This is a genomic window from Kitasatospora sp. NPDC004615 (assembly GCF_042873545.1).
Taxonomy (GTDB): domain Bacteria; phylum Actinomycetota; class Actinomycetes; order Streptomycetales; family Streptomycetaceae; genus Kitasatospora.
In genome coordinates this window covers 633,434-652,312 of record NZ_JBIALQ010000001.1, presented here as the reverse complement: position 1 = coordinate 652,312, position 18,879 = coordinate 633,434, and the positions used below count along the sequence as shown (strand labels likewise).

Sequence of the window (18,879 nt, the reverse complement as noted above, 5' to 3'; positions counted from 1 at the left end):
GGAACCTCACGATGTCTACGTCGTACTGGGCTGTTCTGCGCACCCCTGGCGCCGCCCGACTGTTCGGCGCCGCCATGATCGGCCGCCTCTCCTACGGCACCGTCTCGCTCTCCCTGCTGCTCGCCGTCGCCGCCACCACCGGCTCGTACGCGCGGGCCGGCTGGGTGATGGCCGTGCTCTCCACCGTCAACGTCCTGCTGTTCCCGGCCCGGGCGGGAATGGTCGACCGCTACGGGCCGCGTCGCGTGCTGCCGCCGATGGCCGCCGGGTACGCGCTCACCCTGCTCGGACTGGCCGCCGCGACGTGGCGGTCCGGCACCCCGTACCCCGTCCTGCTGGTACTGGCCGCGGCGGCCGGCGTGTTCGCCCCGCCGCTCGGGCCCGTCACCCGCGCGCAGTGGAGCCGGCTGGTGACCGACCCCGAACTGCGGCGCCGGGCCTACAGCTTGGACACCGTCGCGGAGGAACTCCTGTACGTCACCGGCCCGTTGCTGGCCGGCGTCCTCGCAACGGTCGCGCGTCCGGCCGTCGGCGTGCTGCTCAGCGCTGCGCTGGTCCTCGGCGGGACGCTCGCGCTGGCGGTGTCCGTGCCGCGAGAGACGGCTACCGGTGGCGCCAACTCGTCTTCTGGAGGCGAGGTTTCGAGCACCCGTGGGCTGCTGTCCCGGGCCCGCCAGCCGCTGGCGGCCGCCGCCGGGGCCGGGGCGGGGCTCGGCGCGTTCGGCCTGCTGGCCGTGGTCTTCGCCGGTCGGCACGGGCGGGACGCGGACGTCGCCTGGGTGGAAGCCACCCTCGCCGCCGGCAGCGCGATCGGCGGCCTCGCCCTCGGCGCCGTCAACTGGCGTATGGCGGCCGGGAATCGGCTCACCATCCTGACCGCCGTCCTCGGCACCGCGCTCGCCCTCGCCGCGCTCGCCCCGTCCCTCCCTGTCCTGGCCGTCATCGCCGCCTTCGCCGGACTGGCCGTCGCCCCGACGCTCACCACCGCCTACCTGCTCACCGACGAAATCGCCGCGCCCGAACAGCGCACCCGGGCCGGCGCCTGGGTCAACACCGCCTTCAACGCGGGCGGTTCACTCTCCACCGCAACGGTCGGTCTGCTCACCGAGCGCCTCCCGCTCTCCGTCTGCCTGCTGCTCGCCGCCGTGCCCGTGCTGGCGGCGCTGGTCGCGGCGCCGTCCTGGCGGGTGTTCGGCAACGAGCGGGCGGTGGCGGCGGAGGGCTGAGCCTCCGGGAGTACCGGGGGTCAGGGGCGGCGTAGCCGCCTTACCTGGAGGAGAGGCGCCGGACGAGGGCGGGCCCACGACGGCCCTCGTCCGGCGGCTTTCGCTTCGACGTTCGCGGTCCTACCGTCAGGGCCGTGGCGGGACGTGCCGGCGCCGGCGGTGGGTCGTTCGGGCGAACCCGTCGAACATGGGTATGACGTCCCGGAGTTGATGAGGGGAGCGGGGCGTGGTGTGGCAGATCGGTGTGGTGTGTGCGGTGACCGGGCTGGTCGGTGCGGGGCTGTTGCGGTGGTTGCCCGTTCGGGGGCGGGTGGACGGCCTGACGGCGGTCGAGGTCGCGGGAGTGCGGGGCGGTTCGAAGGCCGCTCTGGGAGTGGCCGTCGTGGAACTGCACCTTGCCGGGGCGATCGACGCAGGCTCGCGTGGCCGGCTGCGGCGGGTGGTGCACACCGGGCCCGGGCGTGACGTGACTGTGTTGCACCGGGCCGTGTGGACGGCGTTCGGCAGGGACCTGTCGTTCGCCGATGCTGCCGCCGCCCCGGCCGTGCGGCGAGCACGGGATGAGCTGGGCGCCGAACTGGCCGGACGCGGCCTGCGGTGCGGCCGGGCCCGGTTGATGGTGGCCCGCCTGCTGGGCCTCGCGGCCGGCGGTGCGGCCGTGGGCCTCGCAACCGGCGGTGCGGCCGTGGGCATCGCGGCGCAGGGAGCCCGTTGGGCGGGGGTGATCTTGGCGGTGCTCGCGGTCGCTGTCCTGTGTGCCCCGGCGCGGACCCTGGCGGGGTGTCGGCTGTTGCGCGAGCTGCGCTGCCTGCATCCGCTTCCCGGTGGCGCCCCGGCCGGGACGGAGGAGGTCGGGCTTCTGGTCGCGCTTCACGGGCGCCGGGCTCTGCGTTCACTGGTGCCGACGTTCGCCGCCGGCGCCGGCCTGCTCGGTGGCGGTGCTGCCCGGGAAACCGTTGCCCGGTCGGAGGGTGGCCCGTACGAGGGGTGGGGCGTCGATGCCGGTGACAGTGGGGGTAGTTGAGAGGTCTCCGCTGCGGTGCTTCTGCTCCTCGCGCGACTGCGTGCCGAGCCGCCGGGCGGAGCCGTTGGGCCGAGCAGCCGTGCCGAGCCGCCGGGCGGAGCCACCGGGCGGAGTCGCCTCGGCGCTCGATTCGTGTGTCCGGGCGCTCGATTCGATTGCGCTGACCATTGATTCGAGCGTCCGGATCCGGCATGGTGTCCTTCACGGCGCTCCGAGCTGCTGTTTCCCCAGGTTTCCGCAGTGAAGGGTCCTTGCTTCGTGGACGAGATCGACCGGGCCATCCTGCGGGAGCTCCAGGTGGACGGGCGGATCCCGTACGCCGAGTTGGGGCCGAAGGTCGGGCTGTCGCCGTCTGCTGCGCGGCAGCGGGTGCAGCGGCTGGTCGAGGCCAAGGCGGTGCAGGTGGTGGGGGTGACCGACCCGATGACCATGGGGCGGCAGACCATGGCGCTGCTGGGTCTGCATGTGGACGGCGACCCCCGGGCGGTGGCCGATGAGTTGTCGCGGCACGACGAGGTCGTGTACGCGGTACTGACCGCCGGGACGTTCGATCTGTTCGTCGAGGTGGTGTGCGACCGTCCGAGCGACCTGCTGGATTTCGTCAACGACGTGGTTCGCGCCGTCGAGGGCGTCGTGTCGGTGGAGAACTTCCCCTACTTCGCGATCCACACCCACCGCTTCCTTTGGCACGTCGACTAGGGACTGCCCGGCCGATCCTGCCGGGCGCGATCGACCGGACAGGCCCTGACCCGGTCGCCGACGCGCCGTTATATCCGCACCACGCCGAGGACCCCGTCATGTCGCACCCCGAGCACCGCACCGTCGACTTCTTCGCCGAGGACGCACTCCCCGTCCCGCGCATCACCCCGGCCGAGGCCGAGCTCCTCGCCGCCCGGGAGCTCGGGATCGCCGGGCGTGCCGAGTCGCTGGGCAGCCAGCAGGACGCCAACTTCCTGCTCCGCGACGCGGACGGGGGCATATCCGCGGTCCTGAAGATCGCCAACCCGGCGTTCGGCGCCGTCGAGGTCGAGGCCCAGGACGCCGCCGCCGACCTGGTCGCGGCCGCGCACCCGGAGTTGCGGGTGGCCACCGTGCTGCGCGACCACGACGGTGCCCCGCGCCGGGCCGTGGTGGAGGTCGAGGGCGGGCCGGTCACGGCGCGGGTGTTGCGGCACCTGGACGGGGGTGCGCTGTCGGGGCCGCGGCATCTGTCCGCGAGGACCGTCGCGGCGATGGGGACGATCGCCGGGAAGGTCAGCACCACGCTGCGGTACTTCCGGCACCCCGGGCTCGACCGCGTCCTGCAGTGGGACCTGCGGCACGCCGACCGGGTAGTGGCCCGGCTCGCCGGGCACGTCGGCGAGCCCGAGCGGCGGGCCGCCGTGCTGGCGGCGACGGACGAGGCCTGGGCGCGGGTCGAGTCGGACGCTGCCGAACTGCCCTTGCAGGCCGTGCACTTGGACCTCACCGACGACAACCTGATCCGCCGTCCGGGCAGTTGCCCGCCGATGCCCGACGGGATCATCGACTTCGGTGACCTGACCACGAGTTGGGCGGTCGGCGAACTCGCCGTCCAGCTCTCCTCGATGCTCCACCACGACGGCATCGAACCCCACCAGGTGCTGCCCGCAGTCCGGGCCTTCCATGCCGTCCGGCCGCTGTCCGCCGCCGAGGCGGGGGCACTCTGGCCGCTGGTCGTGCTGCGTGCCGCCGTGCTGGTGGTCAGTGGGCGGCAGCAGGCGGCCGTCGACGCGGACAACGCCTACGCCACGGCCGCGCTCGACCGGGAGTGGCGGATCTTCGAGCAGGCCACCCGCCTGCCGCTGGCGGTGATGACCAACTTGGTGCAGGAGGCGACGGGCCACCTCCGCGGACCGGTCGCGGCCGCCCCGCCTACGCACCAACTGCTGCATGGATTCGGCGAGTTCACCGTCCTCGACCTGTCCACCGACGCCGACACGATGGACGGCGGCAACTGGCTCGAAGCCGGCGCCGAGGACCGGGCGGCGGCCGCCGCGCTGGCCGGCGGCGCGGCGGCGGTCCGCACCCCGTACGGCGGCGTCAGGCTCTCCCGGACGCCCGCGCTGTCCGCCGTCTCCCCGGAAACCGTCTCCACCGGCGTGGACCTGTGGCTCGGCCGGACCGCCGCGGCGCACGCGCCCGACGCCGGACGGGTGCTTGCCGTCGGGCCGGGGAAGATCGAACTCACCTATGGGCAGTGGGTGTTGGAGCTGGCCTTCGCGGCAACGGTTCACCCGCTGGTGGCCGAAGGTGCGGAGGTCGGCGCGGGCGAGGAACTCGTCCACCTCCCGGCCTGCACCGCCGTCCGCCTCGCCCTGCGCGACGCCGACGGTCCGGCCGTCCCGCCGCTGGTGCGCCCCGAGTACGCCGCGGGCTGGCTGCCGCTCACCGCCGACCCCGCTCCGCTGCTGGGCCTGGCCCGCATCGAGCCGGTGGAAGAGCGGAGCGACCTGCTGGAGCGGCGCGGTGAGGTGTTCGCGACGGTGCAGGGGCACTACTACGACGCCCCGCCCCGGATCGAACGGGGTTGGCGCCACCACCTGTTGTCCACCGACGGCCGCTCGTACCTCGACATCGTCAACAACGTCACCCCGCTGGGCCACGCCCATCCCCGGGTCGAGCAGGCGGTGGCCCGGCAGTTGCGGCGGCTGAACACCAACTCGCGGTTCCACTACGCCTCGGTGGTGGAGTTCACCGAGCGCCTCGCGGCGCTCCTGCCCGCGCCGCTGGACACCGTGTTCCTGGTCAACTCCGGTTCCGAGGCAGTCGACTTGGGGCTGCGGCTGGCCATCGGCGCCACCGGGCAACCCGACGTGGTCGCGCTTCGAGAGGCGTACCACGGCTGGACGTACGCCTCCGACGCCGTCTCCACCTCGCTCCAGGACAACCCCAACGCGCTTGCTACCCGGCCGAGTTGGGTCCACACCGTGGACTCGCCCAACCCCTACCGGGGCCGCCACCGCGGCGCCGACGCGGCCCGCTACGCCCCCGAGGCCGTGGCGGAGATCGACGGCCTTGCGGCAGCCGGGCGTCCGGCCGGCGCGTTTGTCAGTGAGACATTCTACGGCAACGCCGGGGGAGTGGCGCTGCCGGACGGCTACCTCGCCGAGGTGTACGCGGCGGTGCGGAGGCACGGCGGGCTGGCCGTGGCCGACGAGGTCCAGGCGGGCTACGGCCGGCTCGGGCACTGGTTCTGGGGCTTCGAGCAGCAGCAGGTCGTCCCCGACATCGTCTGCGTCGCCAAGGCGATGGGCAACGGGCACCCGCTCGGCGCGGTCGTCACCACCCGCGCGATCGCCGAACGGTACCGCGAGCAGGGCTACTTCTTCTCCTCCACCGGTGGCAGCCCGGTGTCCAGCGTCGTCGGACTGACCGTGCTGGACGCCCTGCGCGACGAGGACCTCCAGGGCAACGCCGTCCGGGTCGGCGGCCACCTGAAGCGCCGGCTCGAGGCGCTGGGCGACCGGCACGGGATCGTCGGCGCGGTGCACGGCTCGGGCCTCTACCTCGGTCTCGAACTGGTCCGCGACCGTGGCACGTTGGAGCCCGCCACCGAGGAGACCGCCGAACTCTGCGACCGCATGCTCGACCTCGGCGTCGTGGTCCAGCCCACCGGCGACCACCTCAACATCCTGAAGATCAAGCCCCCGCTGTGCCTCGACATCGCAGCCGCGGACTTCTTCGCCGAGACTCTGGACCTGGCCCTCACCCAGCTCGGCCACGCCGGCTGAACCAGCCCCCCAGGCCCCCCGCGCCGGGCGCTTCTACCCTCACACCTTCGAACTCCCTGGAACGGTAAAGATGTTGGACGCGATCGTCGTTGGCGCGGGAATCGCCGGCCTCACCGCCGCTCGGCTGCTGCACGCCGCAGGACAGCGCGTGGTCGTGCTCGAGGCCCGGGACCGGGTCGGCGGCCGGATGTGGACGGACCGCACGGCCGGGTTCTCCGTCGACCGCGGCGCCTCCTGGATCCACGGCCTCACCAACAACCCGCTCACCGACATCGTCGCCGAACTCGGCCTGGAGACCGTTGAGTTCACGGTGGGAAGCTTCCAGGCGGGCGGGCGGCCGATCGCCGACCACGACGAATCGCGGCAGCTGTTCGACGAGGACGCGACCGAGCAGTGGCTGGCGGACGTGGAGACCGCGGACGCGCTGTTCCAGCAGGCCATCGCGGAATCCGGCGACGACGAGAGCTACCACGTTGCCACCGAGCGCACCCTCGCCGAGACCGGCTGGGACGCCGAACGAGCAGACCGGGTACGGGTGTTCTTCCGTCACCGCACCGAGGAGCAGTGCGGCGCGGACATCGAGCAGGTCGCCGCCCACGCCCTCGACGAGGACGCCATCGACGGCGAGGAAGTGATCTTCCCCGGCGGCTACGACGCCATTCCCCGCGCCTTCGCGGAAGGCCTCGACATCCGCCTCGGAACGACCGTCACCGCCGTCACCAGGTCGGCCACCGGAGTCCGCGTCGACACCGAGGACGGACCCTTCGAGGCCGCCCAGGTGATCGTCACAGTGCCGCTGGGCGTGCTGAAGGCCGGGACGATCGCGTTCGCGCCCGCCCTGCCCGACGCCGTCGCCGGGCCGATCGCCCGCCTCGGCATGGGCGCGTTCAACAAGGTCTTCCTCCGCTTCCCGGAGCGGTTCTGGCCGGACGGCGTCTACGCGATCCGGCAGCACGGCCGGCCCGGCGTCCCGTGGCACTCCTGGTACGACGTCTCCGCGGTGAGCGGAGAGCCGATGCTGCTGACCTTCGCCGGCGGCGACTTCGCCCGCGAGATCGAGGACATGACCGACGAGGAGATCGTCGCCTCCGTGGTCGGCGCCCTGCGCGGGATCCACGGCGACGCCGTCCCCGACCCCGTCGGACACTGGATCACCCGCTGGGCCTCCGACCCGCTCGCCCTCGGCTCGTACTCCTACGTCGCCGTCGGCTCCTCCCACGACGACCACGACGCGATGGCCGAACCCGTCGACGGCGTCCTGCACTTCGCCGGAGAAGCCACCTACGGCCACGAACCGGCCACCGTCCACGGCGCCCTGCTCTCGGGCCACCGCGCCGCCGAACGCGCCCTCGGCGCCGAGCTCCCGCTGACCGGGCTCACCCGCGCCCTGGATCCCTCGAACTGACGACCCGGTGCGCAGCCCTGGAAGCAATCAACCGGCTTCCGCGGCTGCGCACCTGTGGGAGGTCAGGGAGGTCAGAGCTGGAGCAGGTTCCAGCTCTGGTTCGCCATGTTCCACACGTCGTCGGTGGCGATGCAGTCCCACTGCTGCAGGACGGCCTTCTCGACGGGCGCGCCGTTCGCGTCCAGACACCTGCCGGTGGCCCGGTTCCGCAGGATCATGGTCGTGGGGAAGCACATGCAGGTGTGCCCCACCCAGCCGATGGTCCACTCGGCGGGCGCGTAGCCGGCGCCGCAGGCCGGGTACTGGATGACGGGGGTGCCGTTCGAGTAGGTGCCCGCGCGCCAGTCGAGCATCAGGCACTGGCCGGAGTGCCGGGCTTTGATCCGGAAGACCCCGTTTCCGCTGTCCAGTAGCTCGAACTCCTGGGAGAGGCTGGTGTTGTTCGGCCACAGGAAGACGCCGGTGTACGCGGCGGTCGACGCCCACATGACGTCGGCCCGCAGCCCCGTCCGGGCGTTCACGATCTCGTACCGGGCGGGGTCCGCCGCGTGAGCGGGCGCGGGGGCGAGCGCCCCGACGACGACGAACGCCACGGCCGCCGCCAGGGCCGCCGGAGCGAGTCGAGAACGCCTTGCCGGCCGTGGTGAGGCGCCTTTGCCGGGACGGTCGGACCGTCGGGGAAGCGGTATCCGCATGCTGTATCCCTCCGCGAGCACACGAGTGGTCACCGGTGGTCGGGCGCCACCGGTGATCGTCGCCGGGTGAGCCCCGGCCCGTCCCACCCTGCCTTCGCACCCTGTGCACCGACCTTGCGGCCACCTTGCGAGCCAGGCCAGCATGGGGAGTTGGGCATTCCGCGGGCGCTGCCGACCAGCTGGGGGGTACATGTGGACATCCGGCTGCTGGGCGAGATCGAGGTGCGGTCGGCGGGCCGGCCGCTCGACCTCGGAACGCCGCAGCAGCAGCTGGTCCTGGCCGCGCTGATCGTCGACGCCCGAAGGCCGGTCGCGATCGAGACACTCGTCGACCGGGTCTGGGGCCACGACCCGCCCGCCAACCCCCGGCCCGTCCTGTACGCGCACCTGAGCCGGATCCGCCGACTGCTGAGACCGTCGACCGCCCCCGACGGCGCCACGCCCGCACGGATCGAACGCCGACACGCCGGCTACGTCCTCGACCTCGACCCCGAGTTGGTGGACCTGCACCGCTTCCGCCGCCTGGTCGAGCCGCGCGACGACCGGCAGCGCGACGACCGGGCCCGGGCCGCGGCACTCGCCGAAGCGCTGCGCCTGTGGCGCGGGGAGCCCCTGGCCGGGCTCTCCGGCGGATGGGCGGCGCAGGTCCGGGCGAGCTGGCACCAGCGGCGGCTGGACGCGGCGGTGCGGTGGGCACAGGCGGAGCTCCGGTGCGGTCGTCCCGCCGCGGTCGTCTCCGCGGTGCCCGACCTCGCCGCCGAATATCCGCTGGCCGAGCCCCTGGAGCACGTACTGATCCAGGCCCTGCACGCGACCGGCCGGGGCGCGGAGGCCCTGCACCGCTACGGCCTCGTCCGGCGGCGCCTGGCCGAGGAACTGGGCGCCGACCCCGGCAAGGAACTCCGAACCCTCTACCGAACCGTCCTGATCGGAGACCCGACGCCCCTCCCACGGCGGACCGAAACCTCGCCTCGGGGCGACGCCGGCCTGGTCGCCACGGCCGAGGCGCCGACGCCGACGATCCCCCGACGCGCCCTGCTGGCCGTTCTTGCCGCGGCCACCGTTTCCGCGCTTGCCCTCCGGCGCACCGGCTGCGACCGGAACGCGATCGTCGCCCCGTCACCGTCATCGGTCGAACGCGCACGTCAACTCTTCGCCAGCGCCGAGGAGTTCGACCAGCAGGACCGGACACCGGACGCGCGGGCCACCGTCCTGGACGCTGCCCGGCTGTGGGGCGAACTCATCGCACTCGACCCGGACCGCAACGCGCCGCCGCTCGCCCCCGCCGCGCTGCAGGCCCTGACCAGGGCGGGCGTGGACTTCACCGTCCCCCGCCCCACTCTCCTCGACTGGCTCGCCGATCCGACCCGCACGCCCTACCCGGCGATCTCCCAGGTGATCCTGCTCCGCGGATGGCGGTTCGCCGCACCGGTCTCCCTCGACGCCGTCGTCCGCGCCTACGAGCACACCCCCGGGACCACCTCGCCCCGCGCCGTCACCGAGGTGCACACCGACACCCTGAAGGCGGCCGTCCTGGACCACGCCAGAACGCGCCACGGCACGCAGGTCACCGACTTCGGTCAACTCCTCAGGGCGTGAACGCTGTTAAGGCGCCATCAGGAGTGCCGCCGAGCGGGCGACGCGGCGGGCGGCCGGCGCGGGGGCCAGGGCGGCGGTGGCGGCGAACTGGGCGAGGACGGAACCGTGGGTGAGGGCGGTGGCGGTGGCGGCGTGCCAGAGCAGGGGGGCGGCCACGGCGACGGTGGTCAGGGCCGGGGCGCAGTACCAGAGCACGAAGGGAAGTGCCCCGTACCAGTCCGCGGACAGCGACATCAGGTCGTAGCGGAGCGGTCCGCGGTAGGCGCCCAGCAGCGCCGCGCCGACGGCGGTCGGGGCGCCCGCGGTGAAGAGCAGCAGGACGGCCGACAGGACGACGGGCGGGGCCTGGATCACGGCGGCGGTGACGGTTGCGGCGGCCGCGCCCAGTACGGCGAGCAGGACGGTCGGCACCACCAGGTGGGAGAGCGCGATCTGGGCGGGGGTGAACGGGAGCAGGCCGGTGCGGGCCGGCCGGTCGGTCTCCTCCCGGGCGGGCTCCACCAGCGTCGCGGCCGCCAGGTAGGGGCCGAGGCTGAGCAGGCAGCCCAGCCAGGCGGCGGTCACGGGGGAGGGGTGGGAGTGCGCGGCCCACAGCCGGGTCGCGTTCAGCAGGAGCACGGTGCCGGCGGCCCACGCGGCCGCGGCGGCCAGGCGCCAGGGGCGGCGCAGCAGGGCGGTGGCGTCCCGCCAGGGCAGGATCAGCAGCCGGGTCCGGGGCATCGGCAGCCGCAGGCGGCCCGGACCGGTCCGCCGGGCGCGGGCGGCGGCCTGGGCGACCAGCGCGATCTGGCGGAAGTCGAGCAGCAGCAGACCTGTGCGGGCCCGGCCGAGGGCGTGCGAGCGGAGCGCGAGGTCGGTGGTCGGCAGGGTGGCGAGGGAGCGGTCGGCGGCGGCCAGGGCGAGGGCGGTGGCCGCTGCCAGGGTGACGACCGCGAGCAGGTGCGTCGGTCGGAAGCCGCCGAGTGCCCAGCCCGCCCAGCCCCACGGGCCGGAGGCTGCCAGCAGGCCGGTGGTCAGCTGGTGGCGTCCGGCTGCGAGCGCGCCGAGCTGCGCCAGGCCGGCCAGGGCGAGGGTCACTGAGCCGGCCCGCACCGTCCGGGCCCACGCCGGTGAGCCCTCGGCCAGGACGCCGACGGCCGCGGCGCACCAGGCCAGCAGCAGGCCGACGCCCATGGCGAGGCCGATCCCGAGCGGGTTCGGCCGCCCGCCCGACGCGGCGACCGCGCCGCCCAGCGCACCCAGGACAGCGCCGGCCGCCCCGGCGGCGGCCAGTGCCGCCGACAGCTGCGGGCGCAGCAGCCAGCGGCGGTCCACCGGCAGGGGAAGCAGCCAGCCGAGTTCCGGGGCCGGCAGCACGATCGGGCCGAGCCACAGCGAGAGCCGCAGCAGCCCGGCCGTGCCGAGTGTGCTGAGGCCGACCAGCAGTGCCGGGAGCCGTTCGTCGCCGGGTGCGAGCAACGATCCGGCCAGGCCGGAGAGGGTGTTGACCGAGCCGGTCAGGACGGCGAGCAGCAGTAAGGCGGTGATCAGCGCGGTCCAGACCCGCTGGGTGCGGCCACCAAGGGCGCGACGCCGGGCCCGGGTGCGGCGCAGCTCCTCGACGGCGGCCCGGGCCGCGCTGCCGGAGGCCGGTGCCGGGTGCGGGGCCCGGCGGGTGGTCAGCGCCACGGGGTGGCTCCCCTCTGGAGGACTTCGGCGGTCGGGCCGTGGTCGACGACGCGTCCGCCGTCCAGCACCATCACCTGGTCGGCGACCCGGTCGAGCAGCTCCTGGTCGTGGACGGCCAGGACGATCGCCGTGCCGTCGGCCCGGCTCTGCCGCAGCGTGTCGGCCAGCCGGTCCCGGGCGCCGGTGTCCAGCCGCTGCTCCGGCTCGTCCAGCAGCAGCAGACGGGCCGGACGGACCAGGACGGCGGCCAGCAGCAGCAGTTGCCGCTGGCCGGCGGAGAGGGTGTCGGGGAAGGCGTCGGCCCGGTGGTGCAGGCCCAGGACGTCCAGTACCCGGGCGCAGCGGGCGGCGGTGTCGCCGACCTCGTGCGCGGCGGCGACCATCCGGAGGTGCTCGGCGACCGTGAGGTCGGGGAAGCAGGCGGCGTCGTCCAGGAAGACGCCGACCTGCTGCCGGAAGCCGCGTTCGTGCTCCCGCACCGGGCGGCCGCCCAGCAGGACGGAGCCGCGGTCGAGGCGGCACCGCCCGGCGAGCGCCTTGAGCAGGGTGGACTTCCCGGACCCGTTGACGCCGACCAGCCCGAGGCAGCCGCCCGGCGGCACGGCCAGCGACGCTACCGCGAGCAACTGGCGGCCGCCCGCGCTGACGTGGAGGTCCTCGGCGGTCAGGAGCGGAGGCGCCGCAGCGGTTCCTGGCTGGTCCGGCGGCCTTCGACGGCGGTCTCTCCCCATGCGTGTCCCCCCGGGCGCGGTCGGTGGTGGTCAGACCCGCTCAGCGTAGGCCGCGCGGTTTCGGCCTCAGCGGGAACCCCCTTGAGCGGGAGCGGGGTTCAGCGTCTCGAGGACCGAGGCGACCAGGGCCCGCAGGAAGTCCGGGTCGAACGGTCCGTAGGTGCGCAGGCCGTCGTCCGTGCGGGGCGACATCAGGTGGCCGAGGCGCGGGTGGATGCTCAGCCGCGAGCGCAGGCCGTGCCGGAGCGCCGCGCGGTGCAGCAGGTGAGCCTGCCGGGGCGGGGTGGTCCAGTCCTCGGCGCCGACGTGGACGGCGATCCGGCCGGTGAGCGCTGCCAGGCGCCGGTAAGGGGCGGGCTGGGCGAACCAGTCGCGCCAGAACGAGGCGGGCGCCGAGTCGTCGCCGCCCGTCAGCGCGGCGTCCTCCCAGGCGTCGTACTCCAACGCCAGCTCGGCGCGCAGCAGTTCGAGGTCGGCGTGCGGCCCGAAGCGGTCGACCAGGTCGAACGGTTCCCACCAGCCGCTGCGCCCGGCGGTGTCGGCGAGGGCGGCGGCGAGGTCGACGGTGCCGTCGGCGGTGAAGCCGCCGGCCAGCCACTCCAGCCGCCGGTCGAGGCCCATCCAGCGCTGGGACACCGGGCGGGCCTCGGCGATCGGCGCGACCAGCGCCAAGTAGCTGTCGCCGCCCAGGCGTTCGGCGGCGGCCAGCGCGACGTCGGTGCCCATGGAGACGCCCAGCAGCAGTACTCGCTCGCTGTCCACCGCGGGGTGGGCGCGCAGCTGCTCGACCGCCCGGACGGCGTCGTCGACCAGCCCGGTGAAGGTGAACCGGGCCGAGCCGGCGCCCCCGTTGCGGTCCTCCGTCAGGAACCGGGCGTCGTACGAGACGGCCCCGATCCCGGCCGCGACCAGCGCCGTCCCCAGGTCGGCGAACAGCCGGACCGGGCCGTTCCCGGAGGCCTCGGCGGGAAGGTACCCCTCCTGGTCCCAGGCCCCGAACGGGTGCAGCATCACCACTGCCGGCGCCGGCCGTTCGGCGGGCAGCCGAAGTATCGCGGTGCGGTCCTGGCCGAGCGGGATTCGATGGGTGGAAGTGTCGATCACGCCCGGCACTGTCCCAGACCGGCGCCGGGTCGCATAACCCCCGCACGGCACCTCACATCTCGGCGGGTCGTCCGGTCGTAGAGGAGGAAACCGCCGATACGTTCCGAGAAGAGGACGAGATGACCACCAGCAGCGAGGCCGAGATCAGGGCACTCCTGGAGCGCCGTCACACCGCTCACCAGGCGAAGGACCTCGACCTGCTGATGTCCTTCTACACGCCGGGCATCGTCTACTACGACGCCGTCGCCCCGCTGCGGTTCACCGGCACCGAGGAGGTGCGGCGCAACTTCGCGCGGTGGTTCGACGGGTACGAAGGTCCGATCAGCCTGCAGACGCACGATCTGATCGTCAGGGTGGACGGGGACCTCGCGTTCGCGTTCATGCTCCACCTCGACTCGGGGCAGCGGAAGGACACCGGCCTCCAGGCGGCGGTCTGGGTGCGGGAGACGGTCTGTCTGCTGCGGACGGAGGGCGGTTGGAAGATCATCCACGAGCACGTCTCCATCCCGTTCGACCTGACGACGTTCCGGCCGTGGCTGCCCGCCGAGAAGGACGACCGGCCGGTGTGACGCTCCGTTACCGCCGCGTCGGCGAGCCGGGCTCCGGGGGCGGTCGTACATTGAGCGGATGATCGTCGACAACGGGACGGGGCCGGCGCGGCCGGTGCGGTACGGGTGGGGGCCGTCCGGGCAGTGGCTGGCCGCGCGGGGGCGGTGGGAGGAGCTGCTGAAACGTTTCCGGCTGGCCAGGGCGCTCGGTGACGCGCTGGCGGGGCCGCTCGGGCACCTGGTGGCGTACGGGGCGCCCGCGGCTCTCGCGGCGCGGCTGTTCGCCCCCGACGGCGGGCCGGGTGCGGCGGCGACGGCCGGTGACCACGACGCCGGGCCGCTGTGGGAGGTGCTGGCGACCCGCCACCCCTGGCCGGTGCTGGCCGCGCTGCCGCTGCCGCCCGCGATCCGTCACCTGGCCGCGCACACCCGGGCCCTGCTCGGCGAGGAGACGGGGGCGACGTACCGGCTGCGCCCGTGGGAGGACTGCGGGTGGGAGCGCGACACCCGGGTCCGCGAGTACCTGCCCGGCGGTGGCGCGCGGCGCGCCCTGCACCTGGCGCCGCCCACCAGGGAAGGGCTCGGCGTCCTCGAACTCCCGTCCCCCGGCGCCCGGTTGACCGGACTCCCGGCGACCGTGCTGCTCGCCGGACTGTCCGGCTGGACCACCGCCGTGTGCGTGCGCGGCCGCGCCACCGACGCCGCCGCGCAGCTCGCCGCCGGGCCGGACGTCACCGGCGGCCAGCTGCCGTTCGCCGCGCTGTACCCGGCGCTGGTCCATCTCGCGTCCGCCCGCCCCGACCTCGGCGCGGCCCAAGGGCGGCTCGCCGTCCGGGAGCTGCTCACCGCCATGAGCGGCCCGGGCGCGGCCGGCGTCGACGCGCTGGTCGCCCGGCTGCACTGCCTGGCCTGGACCGAACCGGGCGACGACCTCCGGCACCTGCACCTCGCCCTGGAGGACCCCGCCACCGGCCTCGCCTGGGCCCTCTCCGGCACCACGCCCGACCCCGCCTGAGGACGCGGCATACGACAGACGCCCCCGCCGGCGTCCCGGGAAGACCCGGAACCCCGGCGGGGGCGACGTGCGATGCAGCAGGAACGTCAGGCGGCCGGCTCAGTCACCGGGGCCTGCGCCTGGGCGGGCAGGTCGGCGGTCTCGGGCGTGCCCGCGCTCTCGTCGTAGGGGAGCGCGCCGGTGAAGACGGCGTTCATCCGCTCGCGGTCGAGCTCGCCGGTCCAGTGTCCGATCAGGACGGTCGCGGCGGCGTTGCCCGCGAAGTTGGTGAGGGCGCGGGCCTCGGACATGAAGCGGTCGATGCCGACGATCAGGCCGACGCCGTCGACCAGCGCGGGCTTGTGCGACTGGAGACCGCCGGCCAGGGTGGCCAGGCCGGCGCCGGTGACGCCCGCCGCGCCCTTGGAGGCGATGATCATGAACAGCAGCAGGGAGAGCTGCTCGCCGATCGACATCGGCTTGTCCATCGCCTCGGAGATGAAGATCGAGGCCATGGTCAGGTAGATCGCGGTGCCGTCCAGGTTGAAGCTGTAGCCGGTCGGCACGGTGATGCCGACGACCGGGCGGCTCACGCCGAGGTGCTCCATCTTGGAGATCAGCCGGGGCAGCGCGCTCTCGGAGGACGAGGTGGACAGGATGAGCAGGAACTCCCGGCCCAGGTAGCGCAGCAGGCTGAAGATGTTCACGCCGGCGGCCAGCCGGAGCAGCAGGCCGAGGACCACGACCACGAACAGCACGCAGGTCACGTAGAAGCCGATCATGATCACGGCGAGGCTCTTCAGTGCGGCCGTGCCGGTCGCGCCGACCACCGCCGCCATCGCGCCGAACGCGCCGATCGGGGCGACCCACATGATCATCGACATCACGCGGAACACCAGCTTCTGCAGGTGCTCGATGCCGCGCAGGATCGGCGCGCCCGCCTTGCCCATGCCCTGCAGCGCGAAGCCGACCAGCAGCGCGACCAGCAGGGTCTGCAGGACCTGGCCCTGGGTCAGCGAGGACACCAGGGTGGTGGGGATGATCCCGAGCAGGAAGTCGGTGGTGGACGAGGCGCCCACCGCGGCCTGCGCGTGGCCGGACTTCGCCAGCGCCGCCGTCAGGTGCAGCCCGCTGCCCGGCTCCAGCAGGTTGCCGACCAGCAGGCCGATGCCGAGCGCCACGGTGGACGTCAGCAGGAAGTAGCCGAGCGCCAGGCCGCCGACCCTGCCGACCTTCGCCGCCTTGGTGACCGATCCCACACCCAGCACGATGGTGCAGAAGATGACCGGGGAGATCATCATCTTGATCAGGTTGACGAAGCCGGTGCCGATCGGCTTCAGCTCCACCGCGAACTTCGGCGCCGCCAGACCCACCACGATCGCCGCGACCACCGCCGCGATCACCGCCAGGTACAGGTAGTGCGTCCGGTCGGATTTTCTGGTCGGCTTCCCGTTCGTGGTGGGGGTCATCCGCTCGGCTCCTTCGCCGTAGGCTCGTTCTCGTCGCGCCACCGGGGGGAGCGAACGCGACCGGCCCGTTGGGTGGCGGGCCGCGCCTGACTATTCGCTCCGTCGTGAGGGACGTCACGATTACGGTCATAGAGTTCACGGGTAACCCCCGCGGACGTCGTGACGGGCCCGTGACCGGGCACACTGGTCGGCATGCACCCGTCCAGCCCGACCGTCCGTGCCGCACGCGCCGCCCGCCCCCGCCGGCGCCGCAGCCTGGCCGGACGGCTGTTCGCGGTCCAGGTGGTCATCGTCGGGGCCGTGGTCGCCGGCGGCGCCGTGCTCGCCTACCTGTTCACCGCCGGACGCGCCGAGGACACCGCCCGCCACGAGGCCACCGCCGTTGCCCAGTCCGTCGCCGACGCCCCCACCGTCCGCGCCGCCGCCGTCGGTCCCGACCCCAGCGCCGTCCTCCAGCCGTACGCCCAGCAGGTCCGCGCCGACACCTACGTGGACTTCGTCACGGTCATGGACCCGCAGGGCATCCGCTGGACCCACCCCGACCCGGCGCAGATCGGCCGCCCCTTCCTCGGCCACATCGACCAGGCCCAACAGGGCCGCCTCCAGCAGGAGACCTACACCGGCACCCTCGGCCCGTCCGTCCGGGTGGTCGCCCCCGTCTTCGACGACCAGCACCACGTGGTCGCCCTGGTCAGCGCCGGCATCACCGTCGACAACATCTCCGCCCGGCTGCGCACCCCCCTGCTCGCCCTCGGTGGCGTCGCCGGCGCCGCCCTCGCGCTCGGCGCCACAGCAAGCTATCTGGTCGCCGTCCGGCTGCGCCGCCACACCCACGGCATGGACGCCGAGGAACTCGCCCACCTGTACGACTACCACCAGGCGACGCTGCACTCGGTGCGCGAAGGCCTGGTGCTGCTCGACCGCGACCACCACGTCCTGCTGTGCAACGACGCCGCCCGCGAACTGCTCCAACTCGGCGACGAAGTGGGCGAGTTGACGATGCGTCAGCTCGGCCTCCCGGGTTCGCTGACGCGGGCCCTGGAGTCCGCCGAACCGGTGCGCGACGAGGTGCACCTGACCGCCGAACGCGTCCTGCTGGTCAACATCTCGCCGATCGGCCCCGGACTCGGCAGCGTGGTCACCCTCCGCGACCACACTGAACTCCAAGGACTCACCGGCGAGTTGGACACCGTCAAGGGCATCGCCGCGGCGCTCGACGCACAGGCCCACGAAGCCGCCAACCGGCTGCACGCCGTGGTCTCGCTGATCGAACTCGGCCGCCACCGCGAGGCCGTGGAGTTCGCCACCGCCGAACTCGCCCTCGCCCAACGGCTCACCGACCAGGTGGTCGGCGCCGTCGGCGAACCCGTGCTCGCCGCACTGCTGTTGGGAAAGGCCGCGCAGGCCGCCGAACGCGGCGTCGAACTCCACCTCACCGCGGACAGCCGGATCGACGACGGCGTACTGCCCGACCGGCTCACCCCGCGCGACCTGGTCACGCTGCTCGGCAACCTGATCGACAACGCGGTCGACGCCGCCATCGAGAACGCCGCCCACGCCGCCCCCGAAGTCCGCGTCACCGCCCGCACCGAGGACGGCCACCTGCTGCTCCGGGTCGCCGACACCGGCACCGGCGTCGACCCCGCCGCCGCCGACGAGGTCTTCCGGCGCGGCTGGACCACCAAGCAGCACGGCCGCGGACTCGGCCTCGCCCTGGTCGCCCAGACCGCCCGCCGCAACGGCGGCGAAGTCGAGCTCGGCACGGCCGCCACGCACGGCACGGCCGCCACGCTCGGCACGGCTGCCGCGCACGGCGAGGCTGTTGCGCACGGCGACGGCGCGGACGCCCGACTCGGCGAGCCGTGCGGCGGCGCGGTGCTCACCGTCCGGCTCCCGCTCCAGCGTTCGGCGGTGGACGGGTGAGCGGCGGCGGACGTGCGACCGGGGATCCCGCGCACCGGCCGATCCGGGTGCTGGTGGTCGAGGACGACCTGGTCGCCGCCGACGCGCACGCCCGGTACGTCGCCCGCACCCCCGGCTTCACCGTCACCGCCACCGCGCACTCCCGCGCCGAAGCCGTCCGCGCCCTCGACCGCGCCCGGGAGGCCGACGCGCCCGTCGACCTGATCCTGCTCGACCTCTACCTCCCCGACGGCCACGGCCTGCACCTGTGCGCCGCGCTGCGCGCCGCCGGGCACACCGCCGACATCATCGCCGTCACCTCCGCCCGCGACCTCGCCACCGTCCGGCAGGCCGTCACCGCCGGCGTCGTCCAGTACCTGCTGAAACCGTTCGGCGCCGCCGCCCTCGGCGACCGCCTTGGCCAGTACGCCCGCTACCGGGCCAGCCTCGGCCGCGACGGCGAGGCGCTCGGGCAGGACGAGGTCGACCGGGCGCTCGCCCTGCTGCGCGGCACCGACCGCACCAGCCTCCCCAAGGGCCTGACCGCCGCCACCCTGGAGACCGTCGCGGCCGCGCTGCGCACCGCCCCCGACGGCCTGTCCGCCGGCGCCGCCGCGGAGGTCACCGGCGTCTCCCGGATCACCGCCCGCCGCTACCTCGAGCACCTGGTCACCACCGGCCACGCCACCCGCGAGCCGCGCTACGGGCAGGTCGGCCGACCCGAACTCGGCTACCGCTGGAAGAGCGAATAGCCGTACGTGT

The 18,879-nt window shown here is 74.1% G+C and carries 15 protein-coding genes; 10 read left to right on the top strand and 5 right to left on the bottom strand.

Annotation, left to right across the window (positions count from 1 at the left end):
* Nucleotides 1-11 precede the first annotated feature (11 nt).
* The 5 genes from ACFYS8_RS03000 (at nt 12) to ACFYS8_RS02980 (ending at nt 7,407) form a co-directional block, all read left to right on the top strand.
* Complete coding sequence (locus ACFYS8_RS03000) at nt 12-1,226, top strand: MFS transporter (RefSeq protein ID WP_387634880.1); 1,215 nt, start codon at nt 12-14, stop codon at nt 1,224-1,226.
* Nucleotides 1,227-1,452: 226 nt separating this feature from the next.
* Complete coding sequence (locus tag ACFYS8_RS02995; protein ID WP_387634877.1) at nt 1,453-2,250, top strand: TIGR04222 domain-containing membrane protein; 798 nt, start codon at nt 1,453-1,455, stop codon at nt 2,248-2,250.
* A 258-nt stretch (nt 2,251-2,508) separates the two neighbouring features.
* A complete protein-coding gene (locus ACFYS8_RS02990; RefSeq protein ID WP_387634875.1) occupies nt 2,509-2,949 on the top strand; it encodes an Lrp/AsnC family transcriptional regulator in 441 nt (146 codons plus the stop codon).
* A gap of 98 nt (nt 2,950-3,047) precedes the next feature.
* Nucleotides 3,048-6,002 (top strand): aminotransferase, encoded by a 2,955-nt coding sequence (locus ACFYS8_RS02985; protein ID WP_387634873.1) that lies wholly within the window; start codon nt 3,048-3,050, stop codon nt 6,000-6,002.
* 70 nt (nt 6,003-6,072) lie between these two features.
* Nucleotides 6,073-7,407 (top strand): flavin monoamine oxidase family protein, encoded by a 1,335-nt coding sequence (locus tag ACFYS8_RS02980; RefSeq protein WP_387634871.1) that lies wholly within the window; start codon nt 6,073-6,075, stop codon nt 7,405-7,407.
* Nucleotides 7,408-7,478: 71 nt separating this feature from the next.
* Here ACFYS8_RS02980 and ACFYS8_RS02975 read toward each other — a convergent pair whose 3' ends face one another.
* Nucleotides 7,479-8,000: an RICIN domain-containing protein gene (locus ACFYS8_RS02975; protein WP_387634869.1), complete on the bottom strand. Its 522-nt coding sequence runs from the start codon at nt 7,998-8,000 to the stop codon at nt 7,479-7,481.
* Nucleotides 8,001-8,252: 252 nt separating this feature from the next.
* Here ACFYS8_RS02975 and ACFYS8_RS02970 point away from each other — a divergent pair, with 252 nt between their 5' ends.
* A complete protein-coding gene (locus ACFYS8_RS02970) occupies nt 8,253-9,701 on the top strand; it encodes a BTAD domain-containing putative transcriptional regulator (protein ID WP_387634866.1) in 1,449 nt (482 codons plus the stop codon).
* 6 nt (nt 9,702-9,707) lie between these two features.
* On the opposite strand, the gene ACFYS8_RS02965 is transcribed toward ACFYS8_RS02970, so the two are convergent.
* From ACFYS8_RS02965 to ACFYS8_RS02955, 3 genes are all read right to left on the bottom strand, one after another.
* Nucleotides 9,708-11,369 carry a DUF6297 family protein gene (locus ACFYS8_RS02965; protein WP_387634864.1) on the bottom strand — a complete coding sequence of 554 codons (1,662 nt, stop codon included), beginning with the start codon at nt 11,367-11,369 and terminating at the stop codon, nt 9,708-9,710.
* Nucleotides 11,360-11,995: an ATP-binding cassette domain-containing protein gene (locus ACFYS8_RS02960; RefSeq protein ID WP_387634862.1), complete on the bottom strand. Its 636-nt coding sequence runs from the start codon at nt 11,993-11,995 to the stop codon at nt 11,360-11,362. The genes ACFYS8_RS02965 and ACFYS8_RS02960 overlap by 10 nt, the downstream gene beginning before the upstream one ends.
* 171 nt (nt 11,996-12,166) lie before the next feature.
* Nucleotides 12,167-13,204 (bottom strand): alpha/beta hydrolase family protein, encoded by a 1,038-nt coding sequence (locus tag ACFYS8_RS02955; protein ID WP_387634860.1) that lies wholly within the window; start codon nt 13,202-13,204, stop codon nt 12,167-12,169.
* Between the two features lie 119 nt (nt 13,205-13,323).
* Here ACFYS8_RS02955 and ACFYS8_RS02950 point away from each other — a divergent pair, with 119 nt between their 5' ends.
* On the top strand, nt 13,324-13,773 hold the full coding sequence (locus ACFYS8_RS02950; RefSeq protein WP_387634857.1) for a YybH family protein: 450 nt from the start codon (nt 13,324-13,326) through the stop codon (nt 13,771-13,773).
* A 58-nt stretch (nt 13,774-13,831) separates the two neighbouring features.
* Nucleotides 13,832-14,767 (top strand): hypothetical protein, encoded by a 936-nt coding sequence (locus ACFYS8_RS02945; RefSeq protein ID WP_387634855.1) that lies wholly within the window; start codon nt 13,832-13,834, stop codon nt 14,765-14,767.
* An 86-nt stretch (nt 14,768-14,853) separates the two neighbouring features.
* Here the strand turns inward: ACFYS8_RS02945 and ACFYS8_RS02940 are convergent, their stop codons facing one another.
* Complete coding sequence (locus ACFYS8_RS02940; protein WP_387634852.1) at nt 14,854-16,215, bottom strand: cation:dicarboxylate symporter family transporter; 1,362 nt, start codon at nt 16,213-16,215, stop codon at nt 14,854-14,856.
* 192 nt (nt 16,216-16,407) lie between these two features.
* Here ACFYS8_RS02940 and ACFYS8_RS02935 point away from each other — a divergent pair, with 192 nt between their 5' ends.
* Both ACFYS8_RS02935 and ACFYS8_RS02930 read left to right on the top strand, forming a co-directional pair.
* Nucleotides 16,408-18,138, top strand: a complete 1,731-nt coding sequence (locus ACFYS8_RS02935) for an ATP-binding protein (RefSeq protein ID WP_387634850.1) — start codon at nt 16,408-16,410, stop codon at nt 18,136-18,138.
* A complete protein-coding gene (locus ACFYS8_RS02930) occupies nt 18,135-18,869 on the top strand; it encodes a response regulator (RefSeq protein WP_387634847.1) in 735 nt (244 codons plus the stop codon). Before ACFYS8_RS02935 ends, ACFYS8_RS02930 begins: the two co-directional genes overlap by 4 nt.
* Nucleotides 18,870-18,879 lie beyond the last annotated feature (10 nt).